Annotated in this window: 22 protein-coding genes; 17 read left to right on the top strand and 5 right to left on the bottom strand. The window is 62.2% G+C overall.

Features of this window, described 5'->3' with window-relative positions; translation table 11 throughout:
- Positions 1–86 precede the first annotated feature (86 nt).
- From GWK63_RS05415 to spt, 9 genes are all read left to right on the top strand, one after another.
- Positions 87–305: a BrnT family toxin gene (locus tag GWK63_RS05415; protein ID WP_223846694.1), complete on the top strand. Its 219-nt coding sequence runs from the start codon at positions 87–89 to the stop codon at positions 303–305.
- On the top strand, positions 274–552 hold the full coding sequence (locus GWK63_RS05410; RefSeq protein WP_039736545.1) for a helix-turn-helix domain-containing protein: 279 nt from the start codon (positions 274–276) through the stop codon (positions 550–552). Before GWK63_RS05415 ends, GWK63_RS05410 begins: the two co-directional genes overlap by 32 nt.
- A 187-nt stretch (positions 553–739) precedes the next feature.
- On the top strand, positions 740–1,210 hold the full coding sequence (locus GWK63_RS05405) for a hypothetical protein (RefSeq protein ID WP_112209937.1): 471 nt from the start codon (positions 740–742) through the stop codon (positions 1,208–1,210).
- A 274-nt stretch (positions 1,211–1,484) separates the two neighbouring features.
- Complete coding sequence (locus GWK63_RS17205; RefSeq protein WP_223846641.1) at positions 1,485–1,886, top strand: hypothetical protein; 402 nt, start codon at positions 1,485–1,487, stop codon at positions 1,884–1,886.
- A 13-nt stretch (positions 1,887–1,899) separates the two neighbouring features.
- Positions 1,900–2,364, top strand: a complete 465-nt coding sequence (locus GWK63_RS05395; protein ID WP_223846640.1) for a hypothetical protein — start codon at positions 1,900–1,902, stop codon at positions 2,362–2,364.
- Between the two features lie 858 nt (positions 2,365–3,222).
- Entirely contained in the window at positions 3,223–4,356 is a 1,134-nt protein-coding gene (locus GWK63_RS05385; RefSeq protein ID WP_007400087.1) for a hypothetical protein, read from the top strand.
- Between the two features lie 53 nt (positions 4,357–4,409).
- Positions 4,410–6,149: a fatty acyl-AMP ligase gene (locus tag GWK63_RS05380; protein WP_172459707.1), complete on the top strand. Its 1,740-nt coding sequence runs from the start codon at positions 4,410–4,412 to the stop codon at positions 6,147–6,149.
- 186 nt (positions 6,150–6,335) lie between these two features.
- A complete protein-coding gene (locus GWK63_RS05375) occupies positions 6,336–6,587 on the top strand; it encodes an acyl carrier protein (RefSeq protein WP_007400085.1) in 252 nt (83 codons plus the stop codon).
- 6 nt (positions 6,588–6,593) lie between these two features.
- Entirely contained in the window at positions 6,594–7,796 is a 1,203-nt protein-coding gene (gene spt / locus GWK63_RS05370) for a serine palmitoyltransferase (protein WP_007400084.1), read from the top strand.
- Here the strand turns inward: spt and GWK63_RS05365 are convergent.
- Together GWK63_RS05365 and GWK63_RS05360 are read right to left on the bottom strand one after the other, a co-directional pair.
- Entirely contained in the window at positions 7,780–8,754 is a 975-nt protein-coding gene (locus tag GWK63_RS05365; protein WP_007400083.1) for a protein-tyrosine phosphatase family protein, read from the bottom strand. The two genes, spt and GWK63_RS05365, sit on opposite strands and share 17 nt — an antisense overlap.
- Positions 8,755–8,761: 7 nt before the next feature.
- Positions 8,762–9,742, bottom strand: coding sequence for a diacylglycerol/lipid kinase family protein (locus GWK63_RS05360; protein WP_007400082.1), 981 nt, complete (start codon positions 9,740–9,742; stop codon positions 8,762–8,764).
- A 159-nt stretch (positions 9,743–9,901) separates the two neighbouring features.
- Here GWK63_RS05360 and GWK63_RS05355 point away from each other — a divergent pair, with 159 nt between their 5' ends.
- The 8 genes from GWK63_RS05355 (at position 9,902) to GWK63_RS05320 (ending at position 16,993) form a co-directional block, all read left to right on the top strand.
- The gene (locus tag GWK63_RS05355; protein WP_007400081.1) at positions 9,902–10,819 is read left to right on the top strand and encodes a metallophosphoesterase family protein; all 918 of its coding nucleotides are present in this window, start codon (positions 9,902–9,904) and stop codon (positions 10,817–10,819) included.
- Positions 10,816–12,048 carry an LptF/LptG family permease gene (locus GWK63_RS05350; RefSeq protein ID WP_007400080.1) on the top strand — a complete coding sequence of 411 codons (1,233 nt, stop codon included), beginning with the start codon at positions 10,816–10,818 and terminating at the stop codon, positions 12,046–12,048. The genes GWK63_RS05355 and GWK63_RS05350 overlap by 4 nt, the downstream gene beginning before the upstream one ends.
- Positions 12,045–13,154: an LptF/LptG family permease gene (locus GWK63_RS05345; RefSeq protein ID WP_007400079.1), complete on the top strand. Its 1,110-nt coding sequence runs from the start codon at positions 12,045–12,047 to the stop codon at positions 13,152–13,154. Before GWK63_RS05350 ends, GWK63_RS05345 begins: the two co-directional genes overlap by 4 nt.
- Positions 13,151–13,933 (top strand): sterol desaturase family protein, encoded by a 783-nt coding sequence (locus tag GWK63_RS05340; protein ID WP_007400078.1) that lies wholly within the window; start codon positions 13,151–13,153, stop codon positions 13,931–13,933. The genes GWK63_RS05345 and GWK63_RS05340 overlap by 4 nt, the downstream gene beginning before the upstream one ends.
- A 2-nt stretch (positions 13,934–13,935) precedes the next feature.
- A complete protein-coding gene (locus GWK63_RS05335) occupies positions 13,936–14,703 on the top strand; it encodes a nucleotidyltransferase family protein (protein WP_007400077.1) in 768 nt (255 codons plus the stop codon).
- Between the two features lie 19 nt (positions 14,704–14,722).
- Positions 14,723–15,226, top strand: coding sequence for an MmcB family DNA repair protein (locus tag GWK63_RS05330; protein WP_007400076.1), 504 nt, complete (start codon positions 14,723–14,725; stop codon positions 15,224–15,226).
- Between the two features lie 27 nt (positions 15,227–15,253).
- Positions 15,254–16,042, top strand: a complete 789-nt coding sequence (locus GWK63_RS05325) for an inositol monophosphatase family protein (protein WP_007400075.1) — start codon at positions 15,254–15,256, stop codon at positions 16,040–16,042.
- Between the two features lie 132 nt (positions 16,043–16,174).
- Positions 16,175–16,993 carry a lipid-binding SYLF domain-containing protein gene (locus tag GWK63_RS05320; RefSeq protein WP_007400074.1) on the top strand — a complete coding sequence of 273 codons (819 nt, stop codon included), beginning with the start codon at positions 16,175–16,177 and terminating at the stop codon, positions 16,991–16,993.
- 25 nt (positions 16,994–17,018) lie between these two features.
- On the opposite strand, the gene mltG is transcribed toward GWK63_RS05320, so the two are convergent.
- The 3 genes from mltG to GWK63_RS05305 all read right to left on the bottom strand — a co-directional run bounded on the left by mltG (position 17,019) and on the right by GWK63_RS05305 (position 19,676).
- Entirely contained in the window at positions 17,019–18,023 is a 1,005-nt protein-coding gene (mltG, locus tag GWK63_RS05315) for an endolytic transglycosylase MltG (RefSeq protein WP_007400073.1), read from the bottom strand.
- A 57-nt stretch (positions 18,024–18,080) separates the two neighbouring features.
- Positions 18,081–19,313 carry a beta-ketoacyl-ACP synthase II gene (fabF, locus tag GWK63_RS05310; protein ID WP_039999889.1) on the bottom strand — a complete coding sequence of 411 codons (1,233 nt, stop codon included), beginning with the start codon at positions 19,311–19,313 and terminating at the stop codon, positions 18,081–18,083.
- Between the two features lie 123 nt (positions 19,314–19,436).
- Positions 19,437–19,676, bottom strand: coding sequence for an acyl carrier protein (locus GWK63_RS05305; RefSeq protein WP_003618476.1), 240 nt, complete (start codon positions 19,674–19,676; stop codon positions 19,437–19,439).
- Between the last annotated feature and the right edge of the window lie 258 nt (positions 19,677–19,934).

Genomic DNA, 19,934 nt, shown 5'->3' with positions numbered 1-19,934 from the left:
ACAATAACTACGGTAATCCCGTATTATCGTCTCATGGATAACAGGTTTGACCCCGCAAAAGACCTCGCCAACCAAAAAAGCACACGCTGTCTCTGACCTTTGGCGACCGTATTTTCGAGGACGATAATCACCTGATCTTGCCCACCATCCGCATTGAGGATGAGGAGGATCGCTACAAAGTGGTTGGCGTCGTGGGCGAGAAGCTGTTCACCGGTGTGTTTGTCTGGCGGGACGATCTGCCCCGCTTCATTTCCGTGAGAAGGAGCAACAAAGGTGAAGAGAGAGCATATCATTCTGCCTGCTGATCCGGCGGATTCCAAAGACCGCGCGGTATCCATCGAAGGCATGGAGCGTGGGCAAAGGGCGCGGTTGATCCGTAAAACCCGTAACGATCTCGGTCTGTCTCAGGTCGAGTTTGCCAGCCGTTTCCGCGTTCCTGTCGGCACGTTACGGGACTGGGAGCAGGCACGGGCGATGGCCCCCGACTTCGCTGTAGCCTACGTTCGGGTCATCGGACGGCACCCCGATATGGTAGCTCAGGCGGTGGCCTGAGCTGCCTTCCCAACGAACCGGGGATTCAGCCCATCAACCCCAAACGCCGGATAGCCATTTTTATACCGAAGTCATAGTATACCATTCGATAAGACAGATTTTTTCGGAAAAAACATTCGCAGTCGCATGTTACTGGCCGAAGACTCCCCCGAGGGACATGCCTCCCTCTTTAACGGAGCCCTTGACCATGAACCTCTCTCGCACAAGCATCCCCGACACGGGGCGATCGACGCGTCTCTTGACCAAACGGGTCGGATACAGCCAGCGTGCCGTCACGGCACTTGGCACATTGGCCGTCCCGATCCTCATTGCCAGCCATGCGCTGGCCCAATCCGCAACCGGCAGCGCAAACGGTATCGGGGCCCAGATGCAGGCCACCGCCCAGGAGGGGCTGACAGCGGGCGGCTTTGTCGCTGCAGCATGCATGTATGTCGCTGCCTTCATCTGCTTCATCGGCGGCGTATGGGCGGCCTGGCAGAGCCGCAACGAACAGAACCGTTCGCCCGGAAAGGTCGGTATGGCAATCGCCGGCATCGTGCTGTGCGGTCTTTTCGCAACGGGTCCGCAGTGGATCAACAAGGCTGCCAACACCGCGTCCGGCGGCTCGGCAACCGTTGGTACGCAGGCTCAGGCCTATCAGTTCACGAGCGGCGGCTAGGAACCCGATCGCAATGGCCCGTCTCACACAGTCTTTCCGGCTGCTGCCGCGCCCATGGGATCCGTCAGCGCCAGGCGCCAGGGAGATGGGTGAGCCGGGCCTTTTCACATGTGCCTGCTGCGGCCTGATAACGCCTGGTCGCAGGTTTCCATGGCATGGTGACGGACCCGGGCCTGTCTGCGCCTTATGCAACATCCTGCAGGATCCGACCCGTCCGGCCATTGAACGCGAAGCCGTCCTGATATGGTGGCCGAAACTGCCGCAGACCCGCATCATGACCCTGACCCGCTGCGCGCATCAGACCCTCATGCAGACGCTCGGCAATGGGCCAAACGGACAGGATGCCGTCTGGCATCGTGCAATAGACGCGATCGCGTCAGGGGCGGATACCGCGATGATGCCTGCGCAATGCAAAAGCGCTCTCGCTGTGCTCCGCGCCCTGCACGCGCGCACTGCCGAAGCCCGGCGGCGGCTGGAGACAACGTCACCCCGGCTACTGGCGACTGCCCTGCTGATGGCGAACCGGGCGGCCCCACAGATCAATGAAAGCGCGACCGCCCTGATGGACGGCATCCGGCTCCTCCCCTTGGGCCGTCTCTATGACGGCGCCACAGATGTCTACCCGGCGCTTGTCAGGCAATGGCTTGACACCGATCCCCAACCGATCATGACATGACAGGATCACATCGATGGGCGGCATTCTTTCCAGTCTGCTGGCCGGCATCAGCCTCGGGCTACGCCAGCCCCTTGCCTCGTTCTGCGATGTGGAAAGTACGCACGGGGACCATCTCATCACCAAACGCGGTGAATATGTCTCCGTACTGCGCATCAATGGCCTGCGTCGCATGTGCACGCGGCAGGAAGTGGAAGCGCTCGCCGAGCAGCAGCGTATTGAACTGCAGGGTCTACTTGAAGAGCGTGGCCATGCCATTGTGGGATGGTATATTTCCGATCCCGAGCGCTCAGGTATCGAGATTGACCGCCTGAGTCTCAATGGTTGCCGGTCCATAGCCAGACAGATCGGAGCGGACCTTTCGGACGTCATCGAAGAGAGGCGCCGGCGCTGGCCAAACGTCATGCGCTGGGAGGCCACCTGTTACGTCCTGTGGACCCGGCCCAGCGTGCTGACGCGTGAGGACCGCAAACAGGTGTAAATGCTGTTTCAAAATTCCCCACATGTGCTGTCGGAAAATTCCCCAGCACGGATATGGTGATCAGCCATTGAGGTGATCGATAGCTCCATGCTTTGGGGGCCTACCGCGGCGCTTTGGCGCTGCCGGTGGCATCAGATTGGCGTGGGCCCGTGTATGCTCGGGGATCAGATCGGCATGCTGGCGCAGGCGATAGCTGGCACCTTCGATGTGGACGACGTAAAATAAACAGAGCCAGTCCAGGCTTCTTAACCATAAAACAGGATAAACCCGCATACAGCTTCAAAACACTCAACGCATATTCCTAAAAAGATACGCCAAGCTACCCTAGACCAGTCTCACCCAGTCCAGGCCGCCAATCATCACCCCCTAAAGAGCAACAACCGCGCCGCCAGCATATCCCTTCCAGATACTCTCTCTATTCTCTTGTCAAAGACCCGCCGGAGCAGCAGCGCCGTCCGGTGAAGGGGCTTTTACGGATATTGGCCCACCCTGTCAACGCTACCCCCAAAACACAGGAAAACAACGGAAATCCGCCATAAACCCCACTTAACATTCACAATGCGAACCAAAAAAACGAAGAAAAAAAGATATTTATGTGAAAAAAGGAGGGGCAGGCCCCTCCCTGTCTCCTGTCGCTGGTTTCCCTGCCCTGCTTCGGCCGCAAATGGATGCCGGGATGGCAATCCATCCGGGTCGCGGATCAGGGTCCGCATGCGCTGGGCAGCCTATATGAAATGTCGGCCGCCCCGCATGACCGATATGATATGTTACTCTTGGTTAGTTCATCTCATGAAATCATTCGGGCTAAACTGTTGCGGCTGTCTTCCTTTTAAGGTTTGCGTCAGGTTTATTATCTAAGTGTCACATATCCTGTTCCCCTATCTTGCCCAGCCACATCAGGAATTCCACTCGCTTCCCATCGCGCTGGAAATGGCCCGGCTTGATCCAGACGTCACGATCCATATTGCCAGCCTGACAGCCGAGCGCGATTCCCGCATCCGCAATCTGTCCAGACTCTATCCTGATGCGCGGGTTGTCTTTGATATCCTGAAGATGCCGGACTGGCTCCGCCGACATGTCCAGCGCCATGGCCCGACCCCGCTGGGCAAGATAGCGGTGCTTTTTCTGAACAGAAATTATTTCAACAGATTTCAGGCCATCGTAGTGCCGGAACGTACATCCCTCCTGCTCCGCAAGATGGGCGTACATCATCCCCGGCTGATCTGGACCCGGCACGGCGCGGGCGACAGGGCCATAGGCTTTGCGCATGATGCGGCGAAATTCGATTACATCCTGATGGCGGGCCACAAGGTGGAAGCCCGCCTGCTTGAAAGCGGCGCCCTGCGGCCAGGGCACTATACATCAGGAGTCTACGCCAAATTCGACATGGTACGCCGCCGGCATGCCAGGAATGCCCCCCTGTTCCCCAACGGACGGCCGACCATACTCTATAACCCGCATTTCAGCCTGGGCCTGTCGTCATGGCCACGATTTGGCATGGATATCCTGCGGTATTTCGCCCGACAGACAAAATACAATCTGGTGTTCGCCCCCCATTACCGACTGTTCGACACAAACCGCGCCAGAGCCATGAAAATGCTGGCCCCCTTTACCGACCAGCCTCACATGATTATTGATCCGGGCAGCGACAGAAGTGTCGATATGACCTATACCATGGGTTCAGACCTGTATCTGGGCGACGTGAGCAGCCAGGTCAGTGAATTCCTGATAAAACCAAGACCCTGCCTGTTCCTGAACGCCCATCATACCCGGTGGCGGGACGATCCCAATTACCAGAGTTGGACCCTGGGGGACGTGCTGGACAGCGTGGATGACCTGGGTCCTGCCCTTGACAGTGCTTTCCTGTCGCATGCAAATTTCCTTGATCGACAAAAAGAGTATATATGGGAGACCTTCGGGTTTGCGGCGCCACAGGATACGGCAGCCAAGGGCGCGAAATCGATCATTGACTTTTTGAGGGTAATTGGTTGAACACCGCCCATTCGCCGTTTCAAGTTACGTCTGTGGAAGTCACATTACCGGAAATGATAAGCCTCCCGACCCCCTCCGATTCTGGTCTGCCGCGTCGTTACGGCAATTTCCCGACGTTCCCGGCTGCGCTGGATTATGCCGCACAGGGCAAGAGCGGTTTCAACATCTACTCTGGCAAGGGTGTACTGCTTGAGGCACTGCCCTACAGCACCCTGCGCGAGCAGGCGATCGAGACCGGCAGGCGCCTGCTTTCCCTGGGGCTTGAGCCGGGTGAGCGCGTGGCCATCGTGGCCGAAAGCGATGGCGATTTCGCACGCATCTTCTTTGGCTGCCAGTATGCCGGGCTTGTGCCCGCCCCGCTGCCGCTGCCCGTGGCCTTTGGTGGGCGTGAGGGTTATGTCGCCACATTGCGGGGCATGATCGAGGGTGCTGCCGCTTCCGCCGTGGTCATTGCCGAGATCATTGCCGGCTGGACAGATGAAATCACGAATGGCCTTGACCTGAAGTTCTCCGGCACGCCCGCCCGGCTGCTGGAAATGCCCATTACCGTCGAGACCCTGCCAGCCGTCCGGCCGGATGACCTGTCCTACCTGCAGTTCTCATCGGGCAGCACGCGCTTCCCCATGGGCATTGCGGTCACGCAGCGTTCGGGCATGGCGAATGCCCATGCCATCGCCCTGAACGGGCTGAAGGTACGGGAAACAGGAGACCGCTGCGTTTCCTGGCTGCCGCTTTACCATGACATGGGACTCGTGGGATTCTTCCTGACCCCCATGACTTGTCAGCTCAGCGTGGACATGCTGCCCACGCGTGAGTTCGCGCGCCGCCCCCATGTGTGGCTGGACCTGATCAGCCGCAACCGCGGTACGATTTCATACAGCCCGTCCTTCGGTTACGAACTGTGCGCCCGACGTGCCACATCGATCGAACTGGATCTCTCGACATGGCGCGTCGCGGGTATCGGCGGGGACATGATCCGCTACCATATCCTGGAAGATTTCGCGCAGCGCTTCGCATCCGCCGGTTTTGACAGCCGGGCGTTCACCGCCAGCTACGGCATGGCGGAAGCAACGCTGGCCATAAGCTTCGCGCCACTGGGGTCGGGCATCCGTACGGATACGATCGACCTGCGTGCCCTTGAGACACGCGGCGAGGCCGTACCATCCAACGACCCGGCACGCGCGCTGCGCACCTTTGTCATCTGCGGCGCGGTCCTGCCCCAGCACGAGCTGGAAGTCCGTGACAGCGAAGGCCGCGTGCTGTCGGACCGCAAGGTCGGCACCGTATTCGTACGCGGGCCCAGCCTCATGCAGGGCTATTTCCGCCGCCCGCAGGAAACCGCGCGCGTGGTGGACGCGGAAGGCTGGCTCAACACCGGTGACCTGGGCTACATGCTGGATGGGCAGGTTGTCGTGACCGGGCGCGCCAAGGACCTGATCATCATCAATGGCCGCAACATCTGGCCGCAGGATCTGGAATGGTCGGCCGAGACGGAAATCAGTACCCTGCGCAGCCGCGACGTGGCTGTATTCTCGGTCGATGAAGATGAAGGCGAGAAGATCGTGGCCCTGGTGCAGTGCCGCGCCTCCTCCCCCGAAGCCCGCGAAACGCTGAAAACCGAGACGGCCAACCTGTTCCGTCGCCAGCATGGGGTGGATGTGTCCATCATCCTGGTACCGCCCCATACCCTGCCCCAGACATCATCGGGCAAGCTGACGCGGGCACGGGCAAAGGCAATGCTGCTGGCGGGCGCTTTCCAGCCACTGGAAGCCTCGTCCGTATCGGTCGTCTGACGTCAGGGGGCGCCATGCCTCCGGTGTCCGCGCAAAGCGGGACTGGTCAAAAACCAGTTTTTCGCCCATAAGACTTCCGATCAGGGGGCGAATACAGTCCCCACCCCCGGTTTATGGATCGTGGGCAGGTCATTCATGCTGTTCCCCTGCCCGTGTGCAGGCTGGACGTGCCATAAGGATGTAGGAATGAGTGAAACGGTAGCGAGCGTCTCCGCGCTGATCGTGAAGACGCTGCTGGCGAACCCAAAGGTTCCCCGTGATATCAATGGCAGCAGCAAGATCGTTGAAGATCTGGCCTTTGATTCACTGGCCGTCATGAATTTTGTCATGGAAATCGAGGATACCCTCGATGTGTCCGTGCCGCTTGACCGGCTGGCTGATATCCGCACCATCGATGATCTGGCGGCCTGCATCGTCTCCCTCAAGCAGGCGTCCTGACGCATCATGTCAATTTTCTCGAAATATGAGGGGCTGGCATCAGCCCTGGCCGCTGTCACCGCCGGCGGTGGCCGCAACCCCTTCAACGTGGTTATCGAAAAACCCATTTCGTCGACGGTCGGGCTGATCGAAGGGCGCGAGACACTGCTGTTCGGGACCAACAACTATCTGGGTCTCAGCCAGTCACCTGCCGCGATCGACGCTGCGGTAAAGGCCGCCCGGGCATATGGGGTGGGCACCACGGGTTCGCGCATTGCCAACGGCACGCAGGGACTCCACCGCCAGCTGGAGGAACGTCTGTGCGCGTTCTTCAGGCGTCAGCACTGCATGGTGTTCTCCACCGGCTACCAGGCCAATCTGGGTACGATCTCGGCACTGGCGGGCAAGGACGATTACCTGCTGCTGGATGCGGACAGCCATGCCAGCATCTATGATGGCAGCCGCCTTGGCCATGCGCAGGTGATCCGCTTCCGCCACAATGATGCCGATGACCTGCACAAGCGCCTGCGCCGCCTGGATGGCACGCCGGGTGCGAAGCTGGTTGTTGTTGAAGGCATCTATTCCATGATGGGCGATGTGGTGCCCATGGCGGAATTCGCGGCCGTCAAGCGTGAGACCGGCGCATGGCTGCTGGCCGACGAAGCCCATTCCGTGGGCGTGATGGGCGAACATGGCCGGGGCGTGGCGGAAGCCGATGGCGTGGAAGCGGATGTGGACTTTGTTGTCGGCACCTTCTCCAAAAGCCTTGGCACGGTGGGGGGATACTGCGTGTCCAACCATGCGGGACTGGACCTGATCCGCCTGTGCTCGCGCCCCTACATGTTCACCGCGTCCCTTCCGCCGGAAGTGATTGCCGCGACCATGGCCGCGCTGGATGAGCTGGAAAACCGGCCGGAACTGCGGGTCCGCCTTATGGACAACGCCCGCAGGCTGCATGCGGGGCTTCAGGCCGCCGGCCTGCGCACGGGCCCGCAGGCCAGCCCTGTCGTGTCCGTCATTCTGGACGAAGTCCCGACGGCGGTCGCCTTCTGGAACCGGCTGCTTGACCTGGGGGTTTACGTCAATCTCAGCCTACCACCCGCAACGCCTGACCAGCACCCGCTCCTGCGGACATCGGTCATGGCGACGCATACGCCGGAGCAGATTGACCGGGCAGTGGAAATTTTTGCCACGGTGGCAGGCGAGATGGGGATCAACCGCGCCGCCTGAAAAAACCGGCCTGCCGTAGCTTCCACAACAGATACGGCAGGCAGATCAGTGGGTGCCGTTCGGAAAACGGGCCAAGCGGCAGAACGATGCCGGAATGGCGCTGTATTTTCCATGCGATGTAGCGCGCGCCCCCTTCAAACGTGAAGGCCCCCTTGGCCAGCCTGCCGATGTTCAGCACACGCCCCAGCCGCCCGCGCAGCCACCAGCCTTCGCGCATCCTGCGGCGCAGGCCCGGCGTAAGGCGGGGGGCAAGCACATCCCCGCTGCGTTCAAAGGGCAGGCCGTCGGCCAGCCATATATCCGGCAGCAGGGTCCTGTAACGCTGCTCATGCCCCTCCAGCAGGGTCCGGGGCCTGCGCCCGTTCTCCACCCGCAGCTCCGCGGCATAGGTATGGCTGAACAGGGCCAGCCAGAAATCATCCGCCGTGCCTGACGCAGGCCCCAGCGCCGCCGCCCAGCGTCCCGCCTGCGCCACCGCGCGCACGATGCAGGCCAGGATGGCATCCGCCGCCTCCGGCCCGCGCACCCATACCAGACGTACCGGCTGACAGAAACGCGCCCACACCGTGGTATCCAGCGATGCCCGCCCCGTCATGCGCCGGAACTGCGCTATGGACAGGATGGCAACCTTGGCGCGGATGATGCGCCCGTCCACGGGAATTTCATGATATTCGACATTGGGGGGCAGCAGCCGGTTGGCCTCGCGTGCCAGGGGGCGCGATCCCCAGTCTTCCAGCCGCTCAACGATGACATAAAAGTCCAGGATACCGTCAGGGTCCGATGCACGCAGGATCGAACCGTAAAAGATCACGCCCAGGGGCTGCGCCCCGCCGACAAGCTGCGCCACGAACGCCGTAACAGACGGAGCAACCGGCTGGACCAGTTCACCGGCCAGCAGGTGCGCGATCCGGCCAGCGGCAGCCAGGCGGCCTGTCGGTGCGGGCTGGGGCATGGTCATCGCTCCTTCAGGCATGGATGAAATCTATGGGGGCGGTGGCGGACAGGATGATGCGCCCGGCCGCACCGGGGGAAAAGACCTCTCCGTCCAGCACGAAGTCGGAATGCAGCAGCATTTCGATCCGGTCCTCGCAGCCGCTGCTGTAATCGGGGCTATGGCGCAGCCATGCGGGCTGCCGTCCACGCAGCAGCGCCCATGCCGCAGCCGCCAGCCGGACCGGATGGCCTGCCACATGCAGGAAATTGATGGCATCGTCACGCATGCCGCGCCCCGTCCAGAACGGCCATATGCGATAGGGCAGCCGCTGGAGGGTGGTGGACAGGAACAGGAAGCAGTTGCCATCCAGCCGTGCCGTCTGCCCGGGCAGGACCGTCATGGGGTCCCCCTGCATCCATTCCTGCCGGGAACGGCGCGTGAGCAGGCGCGCAACGGATGACAGGAAGGAGACGATCACCGCCATCTCATGGGAATAGTTGTTCAGGATTGCGGGCTGGTGGGCCAGTTCTATGCCGCGCGTGAAGGCCGCCGCCCCGTGAAACATGCCCACGACCGGGGGCCGGCCATCGCTATCGGGCCATTGCACCACCAGCCCGCAGCGCCTGCGCACGTTGCGCCGCAGCCGGTCGGACAGGGCAAGCTGCTGCAGCCGTTCCAGTGCCGGGGTGCCACGCAGGCCAAAGCCCACATCCCCCGCAATCAGGTTGGTATTGCCCGAAGGCAGGACGGCAATGGCCGGCAGGCGGTCAGGGGCGTAATGGCGATGCACGGCGCTCAGCACATCGCTTACCGTTCCGTCCCCGCCATCTATGACAATACAGTCCATGGCGCATGCGGCCAGTTCGGCAACATGGGCATCCAGACGGGAACGATCAGCCGGATCGATGAAACTGCTTCCCAGCAGTGCCCGGGCCGTCTGGGCATAGGTACTCGTGTCGCCCATATTCCGCCGGCTGCGCGGGTTGTAAACAAGCGCAAAACGTCCGGTCACTGATTATCCCATCCCTGTCTGAAATTTGACTTACAGGCCATAAGCAACCATCTGCCTTCTATTGCAAGGCACGAAAAGATGGTGTCCCCCCTGTGGTGGTCTGGCACAACACGGACCCGTGCCCGGCCCGGCGGGCATGATGCAAGGAAAGAGGCGAGCTTGAACCCGATCACCATCGCACATCTGTCAGACCCCCATCTGCCAACGGAAATGGCGCCGCCCCGCCTTGCAGACCGCCTTAACAAACGCATGTTCAGCCATATTTCATGGCGGCGGCATCGCCGTTTCATCCATCGCCCCGAAATCCTGGCGCGGGTCATGGCCGATATGGCCGCCACGCCTGTCGACATGATTGCCGTAACCGGGGACCTGACCAACATGGGCCTGCCGGGGGAATGCCGCAACGCCCTGCGCTGGCTGGAACGCATGCCCGCCCCCTGCACAGTCATACCCGGCAATCATGACACCCTTGTGCATGCCGACTGGCAGCAAACCGTGGGCCTGTGGCAGCCGTGGATGGGGGCGCTGCCCTTTCCCTTCGTGCGGCGGGTCGGGTCAGTTGCGCTGATCGGGGTCAGTTCGGCCGTGCCGACGCCGTGGTTCAGGGCGACCGGCACCCTGGGGGTGCGGCAGGCGGCACGGCTGCGCACCCTGCTGCACGAGACCGGGCGGCAGGGGCTGTGCCGCATCGTCATGATCCATCACCCGCCGGTCGCCGGGCTGGCCGTTGCCCGCAAGGCCCTCCGCGACCCGGATAATTTCGCTGCCTGTATTGCGCACGAAGGGGCGGAGATGGTACTGCATGGCCATATTCATACCTCAAGCATATCGTCCCTCCCCGGACCTCAGGGGGCCGTGCCGGTTCTGGGGATTGCCTCGGCTTCCGCCCGCTCGGCGGATCCCCTGCGCGCGGCAGGGTGGAATCGCATCACGGTCCACAGGGGAGACACGGGTTACGCACTGGGTGTCACACGGCGCTGCTTCCCCGACGGGGGGCAGGCTGTTACCAGCCAGGAAACTGTCTTCACGCCCCTTTCGCCTTCCCGTTCCTTTCCGGGTATAAGCATATCTTCATGAACCGCATGTCGTTCCATTCCCGGATATTGGAGAAGCTGGCGCCAACCACCATGGACCGGTATCTGCTGCGCCAGGTCGTGCCACCGTTCTCGATCGCGCTGGGCGTTGTCATGGCGGCGCTGCTTCTGGAACGCCTTCTGGTACTGTTCAACCTGCTGGCTGCCAATGGCAGCTCGATGAAAACCTTCTTCGCGCTGCTGAGCGACCTGATCCCGCATTATCTGGGCCTGGCCCTGCCCGCCGCGATGTGCGTCAGCGTGTTTTCCGTCATCCGGCGGATGAGCGCCAATCACGAAATCGATGCGCTGATGGCAAGCGGGGTTTCGATTTTCCGCATCTGCCAGCCCTTTGTACTGACAGGGGCGATATTCGGCTTCCTGGCTTTCTCGCTTTACGGCTTCATACAGCCCTATGCGCGCTATGATTACCGTTCGGCCTTCTACTTCGCCAGCCATGCGGGCTGGACGCCGCACCTGCAATCCAAGATGTTCGCCCTGTCGGATGATATCGTCCTGACAGCGGAAAACGTCGACCATGCCGGCTCGCGGATGTGGAATGTCTTCATCCGTGACGGGACGGACAAGGCGCATGTCCGCTTTATTTCCGCGCAGAAGGGCTATCTCTTCAATCCGGCGGATGGGTCGAACATACGCCTTGACCTGGTTGATGGCACCGTCATCACCGACAGCCAGGACAAGCCACCCACCATCACCAGCTTCAGCCGGACCACGCGCATGATCTCGACCAAGGGCAAGCTGGATACCGAAGCCTACCGCAAGCGGGGTGAGACCGAACGCGAACTGACCGTGCCGGAACTGTATTACGGCATAAGATACGGCAACCCCACCATCAGCCATTCGTACATGATCGCGGAGCTGAATTTCCGTCTGGCCCGCACGGCGGCCATTCCCTTCATTCCCATCCTGGCCTGTGCCCTGGCGGGTGTACGCAAACGGCAGAAGAACAATCCGGGCCTGGCCATTGCCGCCATCACGCTGGTCGGCTTCGACCATACGCTGCAGATGGGCATGAGCTTCGTCGCCAACATGCATATGTCACCGCTGCTGGTGATCTGGCTGCCCACCCTGGTTTTCAGCCTGATCTGCGTGGGCGTGCTGATCCGTCAGGCAGGCGGCCTGCGCATCCTGCTTGAACAGGGGCCAGCCCTGCCCCCCCGGCAGCTTTCCGCCGATGGCCTGCCGCGCCGCATGATGGAACACCAGGCATGAAGCACCGGCTGCGCCTGGCCAGCGGTACGGTCCTGCTGGGCTACCTGTCACGCGAGATGATGGGCAAGGTATTCGCCACCGCCGTCATCGTGGTCTCGCTCATGGAAATCCTGTCCCTGCTGGAACAGGTGACGGAGATCATGCACCGTCATCTGGGCCTGACGGGGGTGCTGTATTACGCGGTCATGCGGCTGCCGCTGCTGTTCTGCAATGCCATGCCGATCGCCGTGCTGATCGGCGCCCTGCTGGCGCTGGTGCAGATGACCACGTCAAACGAGATCGCGATCATGCGGGCGGCGGGCCTGTCCACACCGGGGCTGATCAAGCTGTTCCTGCCCACAACCATCGCGCTAGGCATATTGTGCGGGCTTGTGAATGACCAGGTCACCCCGCGTACCGAACAGGCCCTGGCCCAGTGGTGGAATGTCACCACGCCCGGCGCCATTGCCGAGGCGCACAACTACTGGGTCCGTTCGGGCAATGACCTGATCAGCATCCATTTCCTGGGCAGTGGCGCCAGTGTCCTCGGGGACGTGACGGTCTACCACCGCGACCGCCAGAGCCTGCTGCAGAAGGTGACCACGCTGGACACGGCGCGCTATGTGCATGGCCACTGGTATGGCACGCCCACACGCATGCTCAGCGTCATCAGTCCCACCCGCATCGACCTGCTGGATGTGCCGCCCGGACAGAGCATCCGGCTTGACTGGCCCGATACGCTGACCCCGGGCTACATCACCCAGCTGACCATAAGTTTCACCCAGTCCATCAGCACGATGCTGGACGAGGAGGCCGGCCGGCTGCCTTCCAGCCAGTCCCCTTCGTTCTTCCTGACGGAAATACTGGGACGCATCATGTTACCCTTAACCTTCACGGTAATGCTGTTACTGGCGGTGCCGGTGGTCTATATCCCCCCGCGGGCTGGCATCCGCAGCTGGCTGCCGGTATGGTGCCTGGGCGCCGGCCTGCTGTTTGTCGTATTCCAGGGGCTGCTGCGCGCGCTGGGAAATGCGGGAACGCTGCCCTCGCTTATGGCGATATTCGTCGGGATTCTTATTTTCATCCTTGGCGTCATCACCGTGCTACTGAGGATTGAAGAGCGATGATTACCAAGACACTGAAAAACAGTTCAATCCGCACGGGCCGGAGCTTCGACCTGGGCAAGATGAACCTGTCACAGCTCTGGATTGCCTACCTCACCTATCCCACCATCCTGCTCTATTTTGCCCTGGTTGCGTGCAGCTTTACCGTCATGGCATATACCTGGACCACCCTCGCGCCGGTTGCGGTCAGCATCGGGGCGGTCATGCTGGTCTACCCGCTGGTCTGGTACGCCATCCACCGCTTCATCCTGCACGGGCGCTTCCTCTATCGCATGAAATGGAGCGCATCGCTGTGGAAACGCATCCATTTCGACCATCATCAGGACCCGCACCTGCTGGATGTGCTGTTCGGCTCGCCGCTCAACACCATTCCCACCATCGCCATCGTGACCATTCCCATCGGCTATGCCATTGGTGGCATGCCTGCGGCGGCGGCGGCCTTTGGCGCCGGGCTGACCATTACCTGCATCTATGAATTCTTTCACTGCATCCAGCACCTCAACTACAAGCCACGCATGAGCTGGATCCAGCGCATGAAGCAGCGCCACGTCCTGCATCACTTCCACAACGAGAACGGCAATTACGGCATCACCAGCTTCGTGGCCGACCGTCTGTTCCGCAGCTATTACCGTGACGCGCGCGGCTGCCCGCGCAGCCCCACGGTGTTCAACCTTGGCTACGACGTCAAGGAAGCCCAGCAGTACCCCTGGGTGATGGAAGAGACCGGCGCCCCCCCGCGTGACCGGCCCGATGGCGCCAACCCCACACGCAACGCGGCATGAGCATGGGGCTTAATGTCCTTATCCTTGCCGGAAGCCGGGCCGGACGGGTTGACCCGATGGCACAGGCTGCCGGTCTTTCGCACAAGGCGCTGCTGCCGGTCTGCGGCACCCCCATGATCAGCCGGGTCGTCACCGCACTGAAATCGGTCGAGACAATTGGCCGGATCGCCATCTGTATCGAACGGCCGGACGTGCTGGATGGCGTCGTGCCCGATGACGTGACCTTCATCCCGCCCGCCGCCGGACCCAGCGCCAGCGTCATGAACGCGCTTGACACGCTGGGCACGCCGCTTCTGGTCACCACGGCGGACCATGCCCTGCTCCAGCCGGGCTGGGTGCGCAGCTTCGTGCAGGCGGCACAGGAAAGCGGGTGTGACGTCGCCGCCGCAATCGCCATGGAACAGTCGATCCTGCGCGATGTCCCAGGCACGAAACGTACCATGATCCGGCTGGCCGATGGCGCGTTCTCGGGCTGCAACATGTTCCTGTTCCGCACGCCTGCCGCGGCCGGGGTGATCCGGCTGTGGCAGAAGCTGGAGGCGGATCGCAAGCATCCATTGAAAATGGCGCGCATTCTGGGGCCGGGCATCCTGCTGCGCTTCGTATTCCGGCGCCTGACACGCGCGGATGTCTGCCGCCGCATCGGCCGGCTTTCCCACGCGCGCGTGGCCCTGATCCCGCTGGCTGATGGCCGGGCCGCGGTGGATGTGGACAAGCCGGCCGATCTGGAACTGGTCATCCATCTGCTTTCCACGGCATCCGCCACCTGAACCGGCCCGGCATTACCCGATGTCAGGCCCCCTGCCTGCCCCCCATATCCAGACGGCGATACGCATGGGCGCAAGCCAGATGTGCAGGCTGCATGGCTGGGCGGTCCTGCATGAATTCGGCCTGCCTGACCGCAGGCGCGCCGATATCATGGCCCTGACGCCGCAGGGCCATCTGGTATGTATCGAAATCAAGTCGGGCCTGCCCGATTTCCGGGCCGACCATAAATGGCCCGATTACCTGCCGTGGTGTGACCAGCTCTATTTCGCGGTCAACCAGGATTTTCCCCACACGGTCCTGCCCGACACCGCCGGCCTGATCGTTGCCGCCACCGGCAGGGGCGCCGATGACAGGCCGACCTGCGTGGATTGCGCACTCATCCGCCCCGCGCCCCACATCCCACTGGCCCCGGCACGCAGGCGCAGTCTGACCCTGCGGTTTGCCATGCAGGCCGCCGAACGGCTGGGCCGGACAGAGATGCCGCAACTGGACCAGACACTCAGAACGGCATTACGTGTGGAATAGCATTTCCATCCCATGAAAGGTGACCCGATGACCCAAGCCATCCTGACCCGCTTTGAAGCCGCGCGCTCCGTCGTGCGTGATGCCGCCGCCCTGGCGATGAAGATGCGACCCGCCCCCGGCGGCCCGCAGGGCACCCAGAAAAGCGCGCAGGACTGGCTGACGGAAGCCGATGGCGCGGTCGAGGCGTTCATATCGGAGCGAATCGGCACGCTGTTCCCCGAAGACGGATTTCAGGGCGAGGAAGAAGGACGCACCCGCACCGGTGCCCTGCGCTGGGTGGTGGACCCCATTGATGGTACGTCAAACTATGCCCGAGGCCGCAACCGCTGGTGTGTCTCGCTCGGCCTGATGGAGGGCGATACCCCGGTTGCCGGTATTATCGAGGCCCCGGCCCTGGGCGAGACCTATACGGCGGTGCGGGGCCATGGCGCCTTCCTCAACGGCCAGCGCATCAAGGCCTCCCCCGTGACGGATACGGCGTCCTCCCTGATCGAGATGGGGTGGAGCAACCGCGTGCCGCCCGGCGTGTTCCAGCAGAAGATTGATGCGATCCTGAACCTTGGCGCCATGCCGCGCTCGGGCGGTTCGGGGGCCATCGCGCTGGCCGAGGTCGCCTGCGGGCGACAGGATGGCTATCTGGAAATCCGCATCAACCTGTGGGACGTGGCGGCCGCCCTCGTGCTGCTGGAAGAAGCGGGGGCCTGCGTCTCCCCCTTCCTGCGCGATGGTGGCCTGACCGATGGCATCAGCATCCTTGCCGCTGCTCCCGGCATTGCCGATGCGTTTTCCCGCGCTGTCGGGGTTTCCCTTAAATAACGGCAATATATGGCGGCGGGCCGCCTGGCGGGCTTGCCTTGCGGGCCATGATTCGGCCATGAAAACAGACCACTCCATGGCACGGGCCGTTTTGGTGGATCTGCCGTTACGAATCGGAAGGGGAGCACGGTTTTGCGCACATCTCATTTCATCAGGACATCACTTGCCACCCTAACCCTGATGATGCCGCTCCACAGTGCCCTTGCGGCCAGCATGGAGGAAGAACAGAGCCTGGTTGACCGTGCCACCCTGACCGTGCGGGACATGTTTTCCACTGCCACGGCGAACAGCAAGGTCACCCGCTATCTGGCGCAGTCGCGCGGCGTGATTGTCTGCCCCTCTGTCTTTCGCATGTCCATTGCCTTTGGCGGCGGCGGCGGCGGCTGTGTGTTCCTGACACGTGATGCCCATGGCTCATGGTCGGACCCGGCGTTCTACCGCATGTCCTCGGCCAATTTCGGGCTACAGCTTGGCATGCAGGATGTGGAAGTCATGCTGTTCGTCATGACGGACCAGGGCGTGCAGTCCCTGCTGGACAGCCAGTTCAAGCTGAGTGCGGATGTCGGCACATCCTTTGCCTCATCCGGCTCGGGGCTGGAAAGCGGCACGGCGGGTGAGCACAACACCAGCATCAAGGGCGTGCAGAAATCCAAGGGACTGTTTGCCGGTGCCGCGCTGGGTGGGTCCAAGATGCGGGTGAATAGTGCTGCCAATCGCGCCTATTACAACCAGATCGTGGGGCCGGAAGATATCGTGGTGTCCATGCGGGTCAACAATTCCGGTGCGGACCCGCTGCGCTCTGCCCTGACCGAAGTGCTGACCACGGCCCAGAGCCGCCCGGACAAGAACGGGCAGGCCACGACCGGCACAACAGCGGCCCCGGTGGCGCAGGAGCCTACGGCCGTGGCGCCGTCCGGCTCGGTCAGCAGCCAGAGCCTGCCGCCCCAGTAACATCAGGCAGGGCGCGGCATGGCCCCTATTTTTCCCCGGCTACGGGCTGCTGCCCCCGCCTTGTCGCGCGGAAGGCCGAGACATTGCGGTTATGATCACCCAGCGTGGTTGCAAAGTCATGACCGCCATGGCCATTCGCCACAAAATAGAGCTGATCCCCCGATGCGGGATGGGCCGCCGCCTCCAGTGCCGCCACGCCGGGTGAGCAGATCGGGCCGGGCGGCAGGCCGGTTATGACATATGTATTATAGGCCGTGGGCTGAAGCAGGTCGGCACGGGTCAGGGCATGGCCCAGTGGCCCGACACCTTTGTTCAGGCCATACACCACGGTCGGGTCGGATTGCAGGCGCATGCCCTGATGCAGGCGGTTGAGAAAGACACGCGCCACCATCGGTCGCTCATCCGCGCTGCCCGTCTCGCGTTCGATCATGGACGCCAGCACCAGCAGGTCATGGCGGTCCATGATGGCGGGATCGGCCACCCGTCCTTCCCATGCACGATCCAGCGCGCGGCCCATGGCATGCTGCATGCGCGCCAGCATCTGCGCGCGCGGCATGCCCCATTCGTAATCATAGGTCAGCGGCATGACCGACCCTTCATCGGGGAAGGGAAAGCTGCCGTCCATATAGGGCGCCTGTTCCAGCAGGGCCGCGATCTGGATGGCGGACAGCCCTTCGGGGATGGTCAGCCTGTGTATGACCGGCCTGCCATGGCGCAGGACCTGCAGCACCTGATGGATGGAAGCATGGGCGGGAAAAACCAGTTCCGCCGCATGGAAGGCCCCGTCCACCCGTGTCAGGGCGGTTGCGATCTCAAAGACTTTCCGCGTGATCCAGTCACGTTCCAGCACGCCCGTGTCCTGCAGTGTGACCAGCACCTGCGCCACTCCGCCATGCGGGATCACTACCGTATGCTGGTCGGCCAGTGGGCCGGGGGCATCATAGTGCCGCACCCCCAGGAACGCGATGCCGAGACCTGACAGGACAAGCAGCAGAAAGGCCCCTGCCAGTACCGCCAGAATCCTGCGCACGCCATCCCCTTGTTCGTCTTGCCAAAAATGGAAAGGGCGCCCGCAGGCGCCCCGGTCTCATACGCCGCGCAGGATCACGCTGGCATTGGTCCCGCCAAAGCCGAAGCTGTTGGACAGGATCGTATCGATCTTGCGTTCCTGCGCCGTATGGGCCACCCGGTCGATCACGCTCTCCCGCGACGGGTTGTCCAGATTGAGCGTGGGCGGCGCCACGTTATCGCGGATGGCCAGAATGGAATAGATCGCTTCCACAGCGCCTGCCGCTCCCAGCAGATGGCCCGTGGCCGATTTGGTGGAGGACATGGCCAGCCTGCGCGCATCATCGCCAAACAGGCGTTCCACGGCTTCCAGCTCCAGGTCATCGGCCATGGTCGAGGTGCCATGCGCGTTGACGTACTGGATATCCGCCGTGGTCAGGCCCGCGCTGCGCACGGCGTTCTGCATGGCGCGGAAAGCCCCTTCATGCCCGGGGGCAGGTGCGGTGATGTGATGCGCATCACCCGACATGCCGTAGCCAATCACCTCGGCATAGATATTGGCGCCACGAGCCCTGGCGTGCTCGTATTCTTCCAGCACGACGATACCGGCACCCTCACCCATTACGAAACCGTCGCGGTCGCGGTCCCACGGGCGGGATGCCTTCTCCGGCGTGTCATTGAAATGGGTGGACAGCGCCTTGGCCGAGCAGAACCCCGCGATGCCCAGCGGACACACGGCGGCTTCCGCCCCGCCAGCCACCATGACATCGGCATCACCCAGCATGATCATGCGGGCGGCGTCACCTATGGCATGCACGCCGGTGGCGCAGGCCGTAACCACCGAATGGTTTGGCCCCTTGAATCCGTATTTGATCGAGACATGGCCCGAGACCAGGTTGATCAGGGCGGACGGGATGAAGAAAGGCGAAAGCCTGCGCGCCCGTCCTTCCTTTACCGTCACCGATGCCTCGTAGATGGTCTGGAGTCCGCCGATACCGGCACCGATCATGACGCCGGTGCGGCAGCGGTCTTCCTCGGACTCCGGCTTCCAGCCGGAATCCTCGACCGCCTCGGTCGCGGCCACAAGACCAAGATGGATGAAGCGATCCATCTTTTTCTGGTCCTTGACCGGTATCCAGTCCGAAAGGGTCAGGCCGCCACTTTCCGTCGGCCCCGCGGGGACTTCGCCCGCAACCTGTGCCGGCAGGTCGGATGCGTCGAACGAGGAAATGCGGCCAAAGCCGTTTTCCCCGGCCAAAAGGCGTGACCAGTTACGCTCCACACCCAGTCCGAGAGGGCTGACAATACCCATACCGGTCACGACAACGCGCCGCTGTCCAGACGTCAATCCGGTAGACTGCATCAACCCGTCCTGCTCCTGAAAGTAACGATACCTGACTGAATTCGTAAAAACATGATCGGAAAAAGGGACCGATCAGGCAGCTTTCTGCTTCTCGATGTAGTCGATCGCGTCCTTTACGGTCGTGATCTTTTCAGCCGCGTCCTCGGGGATCTCGACACTGAACGCTTCCTCGAAAGCCATGACCAGCTCAACCGTGTCGAGGCTGTCCGCACCCAGATCGTCGATGAACGAGGCATCGGGGGTAACCTTGCTTTCGTCCACACCAAGGTGCTCGACTACGATCTTCTTAACCTTATCAGCGATTTCGCTCATCTGTCTCTGCTTCCTGTCTGCCCCTGAATGAAACGGGCGGTTCGAAACGTGTTCGTCCTGTACGTCCCTGCAAACCGGCGTTGCGTACCGGCCCGCTTCGGACGAAGCTGCGGGCGATTAGCACGGTTTTGATGTGATCGCCAAGGCGGCGATTGCATTTCCTGTCCGCGCGCCCTGCAATCAGGGACAGCCGGGGCCTGATGGCCCCTTCTTTTTCTGTCACCTGCAAGTCTGCTGTCGGGCAGAATATCACATCTG

The sequence above is a fragment of the Komagataeibacter rhaeticus genome, assembly GCF_011611525.1.
Lineage (GTDB): Bacteria > Pseudomonadota > Alphaproteobacteria > Acetobacterales > Acetobacteraceae > Komagataeibacter > Komagataeibacter rhaeticus.
The sequence above is the reverse complement of the archived record's forward strand: the minus strand, read 5'-3'. Positions and strand labels throughout refer to the sequence as shown.

Coding starts and splice junctions, on each gene's coding strand:
- GWK63_RS05405 (WP_112209937.1), top strand. CDS start 740: ATGAACCTCTCTCGCACAAGCATCCCCGACACGGGGCGATCGACGCGT.
- GWK63_RS17205 (WP_223846641.1), top strand. CDS start 1,485: ATGACCCTGACCCGCTGCGCGCATCAGACCCTCATGCAGACGCTCGGC.
- GWK63_RS05395 (WP_223846640.1), top strand. CDS start 1,900: ATGGGCGGCATTCTTTCCAGTCTGCTGGCCGGCATCAGCCTCGGGCTA.
- GWK63_RS05380 (WP_172459707.1), top strand. CDS start 4,410: ATGATAAGCCTCCCGACCCCCTCCGATTCTGGTCTGCCGCGTCGTTAC.
- GWK63_RS05375 (WP_007400085.1), top strand. CDS start 6,336: ATGAGTGAAACGGTAGCGAGCGTCTCCGCGCTGATCGTGAAGACGCTG.
- spt (WP_007400084.1), top strand. CDS start 6,594: ATGTCAATTTTCTCGAAATATGAGGGGCTGGCATCAGCCCTGGCCGCT.
- GWK63_RS05365 (WP_007400083.1), bottom strand. CDS start 8,754: ATGACCATGCCCCAGCCCGCACCGACAGGCCGCCTGGCTGCCGCTGGC.
- GWK63_RS05350 (WP_007400080.1), top strand. CDS start 10,816: ATGAACCGCATGTCGTTCCATTCCCGGATATTGGAGAAGCTGGCGCCA.
- GWK63_RS05345 (WP_007400079.1), top strand. CDS start 12,045: ATGAAGCACCGGCTGCGCCTGGCCAGCGGTACGGTCCTGCTGGGCTAC.
- GWK63_RS05340 (WP_007400078.1), top strand. CDS start 13,151: ATGATTACCAAGACACTGAAAAACAGTTCAATCCGCACGGGCCGGAGC.
- GWK63_RS05335 (WP_007400077.1), top strand. CDS start 13,936: ATGGGGCTTAATGTCCTTATCCTTGCCGGAAGCCGGGCCGGACGGGTT.
- GWK63_RS05330 (WP_007400076.1), top strand. CDS start 14,723: ATGTCAGGCCCCCTGCCTGCCCCCCATATCCAGACGGCGATACGCATG.
- GWK63_RS05325 (WP_007400075.1), top strand. CDS start 15,254: ATGACCCAAGCCATCCTGACCCGCTTTGAAGCCGCGCGCTCCGTCGTG.
- fabF (WP_039999889.1), bottom strand. CDS start 19,313: ATGGGTATTGTCAGCCCTCTCGGACTGGGTGTGGAGCGTAACTGGTCA.
- GWK63_RS05305 (WP_003618476.1), bottom strand. CDS start 19,676: ATGAGCGAAATCGCTGATAAGGTTAAGAAGATCGTAGTCGAGCACCTT.